This is a genomic window from Streptomyces sp. 8L, assembly GCF_020176795.1.
Lineage (GTDB): Bacteria > Actinomycetota > Actinomycetes > Streptomycetales > Streptomycetaceae > Streptomyces.
Map to the genome: position 1 here is coordinate 18,287 of NZ_JAIUKE010000131.1, position 11,850 is coordinate 30,136.

General features: G+C 73.7%; 11 protein-coding genes. 7 read left to right on the plus strand and 4 right to left on the minus strand.

The features are described 5' to 3' along the window. Position 1 precedes the first annotated feature (1 nt). Positions 2–1,012 carry a polysaccharide deacetylase family protein gene (locus LCE31_RS13025; RefSeq protein WP_225014381.1) on the minus strand — a complete coding sequence of 337 codons (1,011 nt, stop codon included), beginning with the start codon at positions 1,010–1,012 and terminating at the stop codon, positions 2–4. Between the two features lie 499 nt (positions 1,013–1,511). Continuing rightward, on the minus strand, positions 1,512–2,324 hold the full coding sequence (locus tag LCE31_RS13030; RefSeq protein ID WP_225014382.1) for a MurR/RpiR family transcriptional regulator: 813 nt from the start codon (positions 2,322–2,324) through the stop codon (positions 1,512–1,514). 315 nt (positions 2,325–2,639) lie between these two features. Here LCE31_RS13030 and LCE31_RS13035 point away from each other — a divergent pair, with 315 nt between their 5' ends. Next, positions 2,640–3,644, plus strand: a complete 1,005-nt coding sequence (locus LCE31_RS13035; protein WP_225014383.1) for an aldo/keto reductase family protein — start codon at positions 2,640–2,642, stop codon at positions 3,642–3,644. A gap of 224 nt (positions 3,645–3,868) precedes the next feature. Then, positions 3,869–5,035, plus strand: coding sequence for an alpha-hydroxy-acid oxidizing protein (locus LCE31_RS13040; protein WP_225014384.1), 1,167 nt, complete (start codon positions 3,869–3,871; stop codon positions 5,033–5,035). A 129-nt stretch (positions 5,036–5,164) separates the two neighbouring features. On the opposite strand, the gene LCE31_RS13045 is transcribed toward LCE31_RS13040, so the two are convergent. After that, a complete protein-coding gene (locus LCE31_RS13045; RefSeq protein ID WP_225014385.1) occupies positions 5,165–6,034 on the minus strand; it encodes a DUF4232 domain-containing protein in 870 nt (289 codons plus the stop codon). A 112-nt stretch (positions 6,035–6,146) separates the two neighbouring features. Beyond that, positions 6,147–7,547 (minus strand): serine/threonine-protein kinase, encoded by a 1,401-nt coding sequence (locus LCE31_RS13050; protein ID WP_225014386.1) that lies wholly within the window; start codon positions 7,545–7,547, stop codon positions 6,147–6,149. A gap of 43 nt (positions 7,548–7,590) precedes the next feature. On the opposite strand from LCE31_RS13050, the gene LCE31_RS13055 reads away from it, so the two are divergent. From LCE31_RS13055 to LCE31_RS13075, 5 genes are all read left to right on the plus strand, one after another. After that, positions 7,591–8,145, plus strand: coding sequence for an RNA polymerase sigma factor (locus LCE31_RS13055; RefSeq protein WP_225014387.1), 555 nt, complete (start codon positions 7,591–7,593; stop codon positions 8,143–8,145). 121 nt (positions 8,146–8,266) lie between these two features. Then, positions 8,267–8,782 carry a peptide-methionine (S)-S-oxide reductase MsrA gene (msrA, locus tag LCE31_RS13060; RefSeq protein ID WP_225014388.1) on the plus strand — a complete coding sequence of 172 codons (516 nt, stop codon included), beginning with the start codon at positions 8,267–8,269 and terminating at the stop codon, positions 8,780–8,782. A 12-nt stretch (positions 8,783–8,794) separates the two neighbouring features. Further along, the gene (locus LCE31_RS13065; protein WP_225014389.1) at positions 8,795–9,745 is read left to right on the plus strand and encodes a pyridoxal-phosphate dependent enzyme; all 951 of its coding nucleotides are present in this window, start codon (positions 8,795–8,797) and stop codon (positions 9,743–9,745) included. Between the two features lie 237 nt (positions 9,746–9,982). After that, positions 9,983–10,951 (plus strand): helix-turn-helix domain-containing protein, encoded by a 969-nt coding sequence (locus LCE31_RS13070; protein WP_225014391.1) that lies wholly within the window; start codon positions 9,983–9,985, stop codon positions 10,949–10,951. A gap of 143 nt (positions 10,952–11,094) precedes the next feature. After that, entirely contained in the window at positions 11,095–11,784 is a 690-nt protein-coding gene (locus LCE31_RS13075) for an ROK family protein (RefSeq protein ID WP_308042247.1), read from the plus strand. Positions 11,785–11,850 lie beyond the last annotated feature (66 nt).

Here is an 11,850-nt window from a genome sequence, read left to right on the forward strand (position 1 = left end):
TCTATCCTCCGTGAGCGGGTGTGCGCGGGCCTTCGGATGCGGGTGCGCGCGGGGACGGTGTGGTGGTGTGGGAGGCGACGGCCGGATGGGCCCGCTCGGCCACGTGGCGGGCGAGGTCCGCGTGGGTGGTGAACCAGACGCCGGGGTGCGCGGCGATGTGGTCGAGCAGTTCGGCCAGGACGACCAGGCGGGAGCGGTGGCCGATGAAGTGGGGGTGCATGGTGAGCTGGAAGACCCCGCCCTCCCGGTAGGCCTGGTCGAACTCGTCGCGCCAGATGCCGAGTACGGAGCGCGGCGGTGTGTACGGGCGCAGGCCCGCGTAGCGGTCCATCATGAAGTAGGGGGCGTCGTCGCGTATCCACTCCACGGGAATCTCCACCACACCGGTGGGTTCGCCGTTCTCGACGAGTTCGTACGGATCGTCGTCGGCCATCAGCGACGAGTCGTACAGGAGCCCCATGTCACGGATGATGCGCAGAGTGTGGTCGGAGAAGTCCCAGGACGGTGTGCGGATGCCCACAGGGCGTGCGCCGGTGACCTGTTCGAGGGTGTCGGCGCTGCGCAGCTGGAGTTCGCGCTCGGCGTCGGGCGGCAGTTGCATGTTGCGCTCGTGTATCCAGCCGTGGATGCCGATCTCGTGGCCCCATGCCACGTAGGACCTGGCCTCCTCCGGGTGGAGCAGCGCGGAGACGGCCGGCATGAAGAAGGTGGCGGGCGCGTTGTGCCGCTCCAGCAGCCGCAGGATCTTGGGCGCGGCGACGCGGGAGCCGTACTCGCCCTGGGCGAGCTTGCCCGGCCGGACCTCACCGTCCCGCAGGGCCGGTGTCTCGTGGTCGGAGTCGAAGGAGAGCGCCACCGCGACGCGCGCGCCCCCGGGCCAGGCATCCGGTACCAGGGACCGGCCCGCGCGCACGCGCTCGACGTGGCCGCGCCAGGTGGGTTCGTCCCACTGCCAGGGGGCCTCGGTCCCGTGCGGTCCTTCGCCGCCGGTGCGGGAGGGTTCGTCTGCCATCGTGGACTCCGTTTCGTTCCGGTGTCGTTGTGCTGTCACTCCACCGCGGTGGCTCCGCTGTCCCGTGGCACCGGAACCGGGGTACGCCGGTGGCCCCCACCGGGTGGTGCGGTGTGTGCGGGGTGTGGTGTGCCCGGGGCCGCCGGTGCGGTGGCACGCTTCGGTCGTGCGGTGCTCTCGTGCGTAGAGGTGTCGTGCGGTGCTCTTGTGCGTAGGGGTGTCGTGCGGTGCTTTTCGTACGTACGGGTGGGGAGTTGAAGAGTCGAAGGGATGGGGGCCGGTACGGACGGGCTGTCGGGTGGCTGAACGGCCGGCGTGTGCGGCGTACTCCGGTGGTCACACCGCACGGGGACGCGCACACCACGCGCACCACCGCGAACACGGTCGAGACCGCCGTAGCGGCGCCGGTACGGTGCCCGTGCGCGGACGGACGGGGCCGCACCGCCGTTCAGACACACTGCCCGCCGCGCGCGGGGTGTGCGCGGCCCGTCCGGGCGGCCTACCCCTCGAAGATGTCCATCTCGCGGCTGATCCGCTCGCCCGCCTCAAGTCGCTCCGACCCGAGGTGCCCGGCGACACCGAGGGTGAGCGCGAGCCCGAGGCTGACCGCCGCGGTGGTCGACGGCAGACCGCCCGACGCCTTGCCCGAGACGCGCAGCACCAGCTGGGCGTCCTTGGCGAGGGAGGGGCTCCCGTCGTCCGTGATCAGCAGGACGGGCACGCCTCTGGCCGCGAACATCCGGCCGATCTCGGCGGTACTGCGCGTGTAGCGGCGGAACGTGAAGGCGATGAGCAGGTCGCCGGGACCCACATCGAGCAGGGGCTGGTAGTCGTGGAGTACGGCCGAGGTCACCCGGCGCACCCCGTCCCGCACCCGGGCGAGCGAGAAGGCGAGCGCCGCGGCGGACGACTCGGAGGCGCGGCCCCCGAGCAGCCACACGTGGCGCGCCCCCGCGATCATCCGGGAGGCGGTGTCGAGGACGTCGTCGGGCAGCTCTCTGAGCTGTTCGAGGTTGCGTGTCTCGCGTTCCCAGATGCGGGCGTATCTTCCCTCGCCGCCGGTGGGCGCGGAGGGGGGCGCGAGCACGGCGCGCAGGTCGCCCCGTACGGCGTCCTGGAGGTGTGGATAGCCGTCGAACCCGAGGCGCTGGGCGAAGCGGGTCACGCTCGCCGCGCTCACCCCGAGTTGGTCGGCGATCTCGGCCGCCCGCAGGAAGGGCACGTCCTCGATGCATTCGAGGAGGTGGTCCGCGATCAGCCGGTCTGTGCGCGACAAGCCGGAGGAGCACGTGGCGATGCGTTCGGCCAGCATGGTCCCTCCCGGAACTCGGTGACTGCGAGGCGGTGGGCGAACCCGGAGCCTCTGCAATCTTGATTTCAGTTGCCGAAACCTTACAAGTGACCTTGCGAGATGGGAAGGGGTCGCGCCCATCTCTCCGGAACGCGCGATCCCGGCCCCCGCAGCCGGCGGACCCGTCTCCCGGGAACCGGCGGCCCGCACACCCGTCGCGGCACGTCACGGCGCCTTTTCTTCAGGGGCCGCACGGTGCGCAAACCGGCAGCGGCCGGCAGCGGAACCCCCGCCCATGCCTTCTGCGGCCTGCGGGGCGGATCTAGGGTGATCATCATGGAATACCGTCATCTCGGACGCAGCGGCCTGCGCATCAGCGAAATCTCCTACGGCAACTGGCTCACCCACGGCTCCCAGGTCGAGGAGGACGCGGCGCTGGCCTGCGTCCGCACCGCCCTGGACTCCGGTATCACCACCTTCGACACCGCGGACGTCTACGCGGGCACCCGCGCCGAGTCCGTGCTCGGGCGCGCGCTCAAGGACGAGCGCCGCGAGGGCCTGGAGATCTTCACCAAGCTCTTCGCGCCCACCGGGCCCGGGCAGAACGACCGGGGACTGTCGCGCAAACACATCATGGAGTCCATCAACAACTCCCTGCGCCGCCTCCAGACGGACTACGTGGACCTGTACCAGGCCCACCGCTACGACGCCTTCACGCCCCTGGAGGAGACCATGGCGGCCTTCGCCGACGTGGTCCACTCCGGCAAGGCGCACTACATCGGCGTCTCGGAGTGGACCGCCGACCAGATCCGCCGCGCGCACGCCCTCGCCGCCGAGCTCCACATCCCACTGGTCTCCAGCCAGCCGCAGTACTCGATCCTCTGGCGCGTCATCGAGAGCGAGGTCGTGCCGACCTGTGAGGAGCTCGGCATAGGCCAGATCGTCTGGTCGCCGATCGCGCAGGGCGTCCTGACCGGCAAGTACGAGCCGGGCAAACAGGCACCGACCGGCTCGCGGGCGACCGACGAGAAGGGCGGCGCCAACACGATCAAGCGCTTCATGCGGGACGAGGTGCTGGAGCGGGTCCAGCGGCTGCGCCCGCTCGCCGACGAGGCGGGTCTCTCGCTCGCGCAGCTCGCCGTCGCCTGGGTGCTCCAGAACCCGAACGTGTCCTCCGCCATCGTCGGAGCGTCCCGCCCGGAACAGGTCACCGAGAACGTGAAGGCGGCGGGCGTGCGGCTCGACGCCGATCTGATGGCGAAGATCGAGTCGATCACCGGTGACGTCGCCGTCACCGACCCGGGCCTGACCCGGGAGCAGACGCCCACGTCACGCCCCTGACCGGCACCGGGCGCATCGGCGCCCCGGGGGCGGCCCTGTGCGGGGCCCGCCCTCGTCCCGGGCGATGCCGCGGAGGGCGCGGCGCCGGCCGCGGGGGCAGGGCCGCGGGCGCCGGCGGCCCTGCCCCTTGCCTCAAGCGCGACGCCGCAGCAGCATGCTGATCGTCCGGGCGGGCGGCACCCGCGCACGGAACACACGACAGGCAGCGGCGCGAAGGACGGTACATGACACAGGCGTTCGGCTCCTTCCAGGACGAGATCTATCTGCGGGCACTCGGCGGTGTGCTGCCCGACTACCCCATGGAGCACGGGGAGTTGGAGGAGCGGGCGCGGGCCGCACTGCCCGCCTCCGTGTGGTCGTACGTCGCGGGCGGCGCGGGCGACGAGCACACGCAGCGCGCGAACGTCGACGCGTTCACCCGGTGGGGGCTCGTGCCGCGGATGTTCGTCGGTGCCAAGGAGCGGGACCTGACGGTCGAGCTGTTCGGGATGCGCCTCGCGTCGCCGCTGTTCATGGCGCCGATCGGGGTGATCGGGATATGCGCCCAGGACGGCCACGGCGACCTGGCGACGGCACGGGCCGCCGCCCGTACGGGGGTGCCGATGGTCGCCTCGACCCTCTCCGCCGATCCACTGGAGGACGTGGCCGCCGAGTTCGGGGACACGCCGGGCCTGTTCCAGCTCTACACGCCCACCGACCGCGACCTCGCGGCACATCTGGTGGAGCGCGCCGAGAAGGCCGGGTTCAAGGGGATCGTCGTCACGCTCGACACCTGGGTGACCGGTTGGCGACCGCGCGATCTGCGCACGGGCAACTTCCCGCAGCTGCGCGGGCACTGCCTCGCGAACTACTTCGGTGACCCGGTGTTCAGGGCGGGTCTCGACCGGGCGCCCGAGGAGGACCCCGGGTCCGCCGTCCTGCGCTGGACCCAGGTCTTCGGCGCCCCGCTGACCTGGGACGACCTGCCGTGGCTGCGGTCGCTCACCCGCCTGCCGCTGATCGTCAAGGGCCTGTGCCACCCCGAGGACGTGGCGCGGGCCCGCGACGGCGGGGTGGACGGTGTGTACTGCTCCAACCACGGCGGACGGCAGGCGAACGGCGGGCTGGCCGCCCTGGACGCGCTGCCCGAGGTGGTCGAGGCGGCGGACGGACTGCCGGTCCTGTTCGACTCCGGGGTGCGCAGCGGCGCCGACGCGGTGAAGGCCCTCGCCCTCGGCGCGACCGCCGTCGGGATCGGCAGGCCGTACGCGTACGGGCTGGCGCTCGGCGGTACGGACGGCGTGGTGCACGTCCTGCGGACACTGCTCGCCGAGGCCGATCTGATCATGGCCGTGGACGGCTACCCGTCTCTCGCCGACCTGACGCCGGACGCCCTGCGGCGCGTCGGATGAGGACGGGGGCCCCGGGAGTTCTCCCCGCCCCCCCCGGGGCTGCCCGGCGGGTCACTCGGTGGTGGTCCTCACGCGGGACGGTCCGAGCGGCCCGGGCTTCCAGGAGCGGCCCGGGCCTGCGCGGGCGGGTCAGCGGGGCGTGCCGGGCCCCGTGCCCGGCTGGAAGGGGCCGACGTGTGAGGCGGCGGTGGCCGGCGGGTGCTTGCTCACCGGTCCGCCCGACCACGCCACCCTCAGGAACGCCTTCTCGTCGGGCGGCGTGATCTTCACGGCCGCCGGGGTGACGGTGGCGCCGCCCACGATCTCCGGGTTGGGGAAGCCGAGCGCGGCCCAGGCGCTGTGCCCGGGAGCCAGCCGCACGACCTGCTTCCTTCCGCCCTGCCGTAGCGGATCGGGGGCGACCGGCTTGCCGGAGCGGTCGACGAAGGCGAAGCCCGGGAAACCGGTGACCGTGCACGTGTGGCCGGAGGTGTTCCTGAGCACCAGCGCGAAGTTCTCCTGCCCGGCGCCCGGGTCGTTCGGGCCCACGGACGCCTTGAGGTCCGAGGTGTGGCAGCGGCCGCCCGCCGCATGGCCGCCCGGCCTCGTCGTGTGCCCGCCCGAGGGCGCCCGCGACGACGCGGGCTGCCTCGTCGTGTGCCCGCCCGAGGGCGCCCGCGACGACGCGGGCTGCCGCGTGGCCGCCGAGGTGCCGTCGCCGGAGGCGAGCGCCGACGGCGTCGCACCGCCCGGGGACGCCGCACCGCCCGGGGACGCCGTACCGCCCCCGGACGCCGAGGGGCTCGCACCGCCCGCCGACGCCGACGGGCTCGCGCCGTCCGCCGCGGGGCGGACCGTACCGCTCACCTCGCGCGACGACGAGGGAGCCGCGCTCCCGCAGCCCGCGAGGACGGCTCCCGATGCCGCCATCAGCGCCACCGCGCTCATGCCCAGGCGGGCCTTGGAGGGGCCCGCGCCCCGTATCCCCGCCGTGCGCCGCCGCCTCAGGTTCTCCGCCATGGCATGCACTCCCGTCCGTTCGTGCGTCCCGTCCATGGTGCACACCCCGGGCATCGCGCGCATTCCACACAGACCGATCCGGCCGTCGGACGTCCTGGCCGTCGGCGCGCCGCTACGCCGTCACCCTCAGGCTGCGCAGGATGCGGTCCGTGGTCGCCGTGCCGGAGTCGCCGGCCTTGTAGCGCACCTGCACATAGACCTCCGGCGGCCGGCCGGCCGCCGGGGCGAGCGCCACCTCGTCCAGGTCCCGGCCGGACCCGCCGCAGGACGTCCAGGTGCGGACGGTGCCGCGCCACGCCGCGTCGGAGAACGAGCGGCTGCCCCGGTACGAACACGAGCGGTGTTTGACGGCCGCGGCCTTCGCCGCGAGGTCCTTGGCGCTCCCGCCGTACGCCCCGACGAAGACCCCGCTCACCTCGCTGCCCAGATCCGGCCACTCCGCCACGTCCTGGGCGACGGTGAGCCCCGGCTGGTGGCCGCCGCTCAGGCCGAGGCCGGCGGGCGACCAGCCGGAGTCGACGATCTGGCGGCCCCAGGACCTCGGCACGGCGACGCTGACACGGCCGGTGGTGTCGGTGACACGCTCGGTGGCCGGCGGGGTGCCGTGGCGCAGGAGCGCGGTCGCCGCGGTCCCGCCGCCCGCCACCACGGCCAGGGCGGCCACACCGGCCAGGACCGTGCGGGAGCGGGACCGGCGAGCGGGCCTGCCCCGCTCGCCGGCCGCCCGGCCGGCCAGCCGTTCCAGCTCGTCCGCGAACGCGCCGGCCGTGGGCCAGCGCCGCTCCCGGTCCCTCTCCATGGCCCGCAGCACGGCACGCTGTACGTCCTTCGGCACGTCGGGGCGCACCTTCGCGGGCGGCAGCACCTTGCCCGGCGGCCCCGGCACGGAGCCGGTGACGAGGTGGTACAGCACGGCGCCCAGGCTGTAGACGTCCGCGCGGGCGTCGATGCCGTCGAACGGCTCGGCCTGCTCGGGCGCCATGTAACCGGCGGAGCCGGCGACGACGGTGAGGCCCGACGCCTGCGCGAGGTTCTTGGCGAGGCCGAGGTCGGCGAGCAGCACCCGCTCCTGCCCCTCGGAGCCGCTCGCCAGAAGGACGTTGGACGGTTTGATGTCGCGGTGCACGATGCCGGCCTCGTGCAGGTCGGCGGCGCCCCTGGCGGCGCGCGCGGTCAGTGCGAGGGACTCGGCGATCGTCGGCACGCCCGCGGCCATGCGGTCCTCCAGCGTGCCGCGGTCCGCGTACTCCATGACGAAATAAGGGCGTTCGTCCGGAAGCTCCCCGACGTCGAAGACCTGTACCACCCCGGCGGACGTTCCCTTGCGCAACAGGCGGGCCTCCTCGAGGAAGCGCTCGCGCACATCCATCCGGTACGCCCAGTTGTCGGCCATCACCTTGACGGCGACGGGGGCTTCGAGACGGTCGTCGTGGGCCAGCCACACCACACCGAAGGCGCCGGTGCCAAGGCGCCGTTCGATGCGGTAGCGGCCGATCAGCTCTGGTCGGGACATGTGGTTATCATGCCCGGGTGACAGAGCGATCCGTGCAGGCCCCGTGACCTACTCGTACGACACAGAGGAGCTGGCGGCACGTGCCGCCGCCGGCGACGAAGAAGCCCTTGACGCACTGCTGCGGGACATCCAACCCGACGTAGTGCGGCGCTGCGGCCGGTTCCTGCCCTTCCGGGAGGACGCGGAGGAGGCCGCGCAGGACGTGCTCCTCCAGGTGTCGAGGAACATCCGGCGCTTCGAAGGCCGTAGCAAATTCAGTACGTGGCTCTACACGATCGTTACGAACTGCGCGCGTCAGAAGTACCGCGAGCTGAAGCGGCGGGCGTCGGAACACCCGCTTCCGGACACCGACACCAGCGGCCCCGACCCGCGCACGACCAGCGTGATCGCGGGCTCCAGGCTCGACCTGCTGGACGCGCTGGAGCGGCTGGAACGGGACAGTCCGCATCTGGTGGCACCGCTCGTCTACCGGGACATCTGTCAGATGGACTACGCGGAGATCGCGGAGCGGACCGGCATCCCCGTGGGGACGGTCAAGTCGCGGCTGCACCACGCCCGCAAGCAGATCCGCCCCTGGCTGCTCGGCGAGCGGCCCTGACGGCGGGCCCGTCACGGCAGCCCCGCCCCCGACCGGCCACGACGGGCATATTCCGGCTGTGGGTACGGTTGAAGACAGGGCCCGGGACGACCCGGAACCAATCAAGGGGAGACGAGCAGAGATGACGCAACCGACCGAGCGCGCAGTCCTCGCCGGAGGCTGCTTCTGGGGAATGCAGGACCTGGTCCGGCGCCTCCCCGGAGTGATCTCGACCCGCGTCGGCTATTCGGGCGGTGACACCCCGAACGCGACGTACCGCAACCACGGCACGCACGCCGAGGCGCTGGAGATCATCTTCGACCCCGCGAAGACCTCCTTCCGCGATCTGCTGGAGTTCTTCTTCCAGATCCACGACCCGAGCACGCTCAACCGCCAGGGCAACGACATCGGCCTGAGCTACCGCTCCGCGATCTTCTACACGAGCGACGAGCAGCGGCGGGTCGCCGAGGACACCATCGCGGACGTCGACGCGTCCGGCCTCTGGCCGGGCAAGGTCGTCACGGAAGTGGCGCCCGTCGGCGACTTCTGGGAGGCGGAGCCGGAGCACCAGGACTACCTGGAGCGGTATCCGGAGGGTTACACCTGCCACTTCCCCCGGCCGAACTGGAAGCTCCCCCGCAGGCAGACCACGGTCTGAGCGGGGACGGGCGTGTCGGACCGGGTGGAGTTCGGCAGCTGGCCGACCCCTGTCGAGCGTGCGCCGCGGCTCGCGGCGGCGCTGGGCCTCGGGGCCGGCGACCTGTGGATCAAGCGGGACGATCTGACCGGCCTCGGCGGGGGCGGCAACAAGGTGCGCAAGCTGGAGTGGACGGTCGGCGCCGCCCTCGCGGACGGGGCCGACACGCTGGTGACGACCGGCGCGCCACAGAGCAACCACGCGCGCCTGACCGCCGCCGCCGCGGCGCGTACGGGCCTCGGCTCCGTACTGGTCTTCCCCGGCGGCCCCGGCGCGTCCCACTCCGGGAACCTCGCGCTCGACGGCCTCTTCAACGCCCGCGTCGTGTGGGCGGGGCAGGTCGACGCCGCGGGGCTCGACGAAGCGGCGCGCGAGGTGTGCGCGCGGCTGCGGGCGTCGGGCGCTCGGCCCGCGCTCATCCCGTTCGGCGGGTCGAGCCGGCTCGGGGCGCGGGGGTACGAGCGGTGCGGCGAGGAGCTGCGCGGCCAGGTCCCCGGCCTCGACACGGTGGCGGTGGCCCTGGGCTCGGGCGGGACCATGGCCGGTCTTGTGACCTCGCTGGGCCCGGACGCGGTGCTCGGCGTGCATGTGGGCGCGGTGGCGGAGCCGGACGCCGCGGTGGCCGCGCTCACCGACGCGGACCCGGCCCGCCTGCGGATCAGGACGGACCAGGTGGGCGCGGGGTACGGGACGCTCACGGACCCCGTGCGAGCGGCGCTGAAGCTGGCGGCGCGCACCGAGGGCATGGTCCTCGACCCCACGTACACGGGGCGTGCGCTGGCCGGTCTCGCCGCGGCGGTCGCGTCGGGCGACGTCCGGCCCGGCGAGCGGACGGTCTTCCTGCACAGCGGCGGCCTGCCGGGATTCTTCGGCCATCCGCAGGCGCCCGCCTTCGCCGAGTCCGCCGCCGACCCGGCCGGCTGACCGGCCCCGCGGGCCGACACGGCTCCGCCGGCTGACGGGCCCCGCCGACGGGGAGCCCTCCGCCCGTCGGCCCGTGTCGGCGGGGAGCCCTCCGCCCGGGGCAACGGCCGCCGGACCGTGACCGGCCCACGGCGGGCCCGGAGCGCCCCTGCGTCGCAGAGGCCCAACGACCGATCAGCTGTGCGAAAATCGCAGCGGGTCAGGGGCAGCCGGGCGACCGGGAGAGGGGTGGGGGCCATACTGCGCGAGTCCGTGTTCCGGAGCGAGGACCTGCCGCCCGAGGACCGTTTCGGCGCCTGGCGCGAGCGCATGAACTCCACCCACGCGCCCATGCGGCTGGAGAGCGGGCGCGCCGCGGACTTCTACGCCTGGCAGCGGCTGATCGGCCTCGGGCCGGTGTCGATGTGGCCCGCGCGCTTCGAGCAGCTGGTGTTCCTGCGGACGCCGAAGCTGATCCGGCAGGACGACCCCGAGGTCTACCACCTCTCGCTGCTGCGGGACGGCGCCGCCGGGGTCTCCTGGGGCCGGGAGGAGAACACCTACGGCTCGGGCGACTTCCATCTCAACGACTCGTCGCGCCCCTACGAGATCTGGACGGGCGAGGGCCGGATCTCCTCGGTGGGCATCGAGATCCCCAAGGCCCTGCTGCCGCTGCCCGCCCGCACCGTCGACCGGGCTGTCGGACGCCACCTGTCGGGCCGGGTGGGCCCGGGCGCGCTGCTCGCCCACTTCCTCACCCAGCTGGCCGCGGACACCGGCGCCTACCGGTTCTCGGACGGGCCCCGGCTGGCCACCGTCCTGGCGGACCTGGTCGCCGCGTTGCTCGCGCACGTGGCGGAGGACGAGGCCGCGCAGCCGCCGGAGACCCGGACGCGGGTGCTGACGCTGCGCGTCAAGGCGTTCATCCGGCAGAACCTGCACGACCCGGAGCTGACGCCGGGGCTGGTGGCGGACCGTCACCACATCTCGCGCGGCTATCTGCACCGGCTCTTCCGGGGCGAGGGCGAGACGGTCGCCGCGTACATCCGCAGGGAACGGCTCCAGGGCGCGCACCGCGACCTCGCGGACCCCGCGCACGCGGCGACCCCCGTCCATGTGATCGCGGCCCGCTGGGGTTTCCCCCGGGCCGCCGAGTTCACGCGGGCCTTCCGCACGGCGTACGGCATGCCGCCCACGGAGCACCGCTTCCGCCCGCACGAGGCATGAGGGAGGTTCCGGCCCCTCTCCACGGCATTCCGGTGGGGGGGGGGGGCCCCCGGGGGGCCGGCCCCCCCCCCCCCCCCCCCCCCGGCCGCACCGTCGCGGGCGCGGGCATCGCCTTCCCCGGCCCGGTGGACGCGGAGGGCCGGGTGCAGACGCCGTCGCGGATGCCGGGCTGGCACCGCTACCCGCTCGCGGACGTACTCTCGCAGCGGCTCGGCATGCCGGTCGTCGTCGACAACGACGCCACGCTGATGGCCGTCGGCGAGCACCTGACCGCCCGGCAGGGCCTGAAGCACCTGGTGGTCGTCAAGGTCGGCCGCGGCATCGGCTGCGGCGTCATCTCCGACGGCCGTCCCTACCGCGGGGCCAACGGCGCGGCGGGCGACATCAGCCACGTCCGGGTCGACGCCGCCGAGGAGCGGCCCTGCTCCTGCGGCAACATCGGCTGCCTGGAGACGGTCGCGAGCGGCGCCGCGCTCCAGCGCGAGCTGGCGCTCCAGGGTCCGGCCGTCGACGGCACCGCCGATCTGCTGCGCCTGGTCGCCGACGGCGACCCGTACGCGACGACGCTGGTGCGCGCGGCAGGCCGGCACATCGGCACCGTGCTGAGCGTCGTCGTGAACTTCTTCAACCCCCAGGCCGTGATCCTCGGCGGCGCGCTCGCCGCCGCGGAACCACTGGTCGCCTCGGTGCGCGGTGTGCTCTACGAGCGCTGCCTGCCGATGGCCACGGCGGGTCTGGAGATCACCACCACCGTCACCGGGCGCGACGCGGGGCTGCTCGGCGCGGGGCTGACCGTCCTGCGCCAGGCACTGCCGGACGTACCGGTGGACTGAACGGCCGCCCGGACACCCCGTTGCCCGCCGGCCCACCGTCCCTGCCCCGCCCGCGCCCCGTACCGC

Bases quoted from the DNA above. Each gene is read 5' to 3' on its own strand.
- LCE31_RS13025 (WP_225014381.1), bottom strand. From the start codon at position 1,012: ATGGCAGACGAACCCTCCCGCACCGGCGGCGAAGGACCGCACGGGACC.
- LCE31_RS13030 (WP_225014382.1), bottom strand. From the start codon at position 2,324: ATGCTGGCCGAACGCATCGCCACGTGCTCCTCCGGCTTGTCGCGCACA.
- LCE31_RS13035 (WP_225014383.1), top strand. From the start codon at position 2,640: ATGGAATACCGTCATCTCGGACGCAGCGGCCTGCGCATCAGCGAAATC.
- LCE31_RS13040 (WP_225014384.1), top strand. From the start codon at position 3,869: ATGACACAGGCGTTCGGCTCCTTCCAGGACGAGATCTATCTGCGGGCA.
- LCE31_RS13045 (WP_225014385.1), bottom strand. From the start codon at position 6,034: ATGGCGGAGAACCTGAGGCGGCGGCGCACGGCGGGGATACGGGGCGCG.
- LCE31_RS13050 (WP_225014386.1), bottom strand. From the start codon at position 7,547: ATGTCCCGACCAGAGCTGATCGGCCGCTACCGCATCGAACGGCGCCTT.
- msrA (WP_225014388.1), top strand. From the start codon at position 8,267: ATGACGCAACCGACCGAGCGCGCAGTCCTCGCCGGAGGCTGCTTCTGG.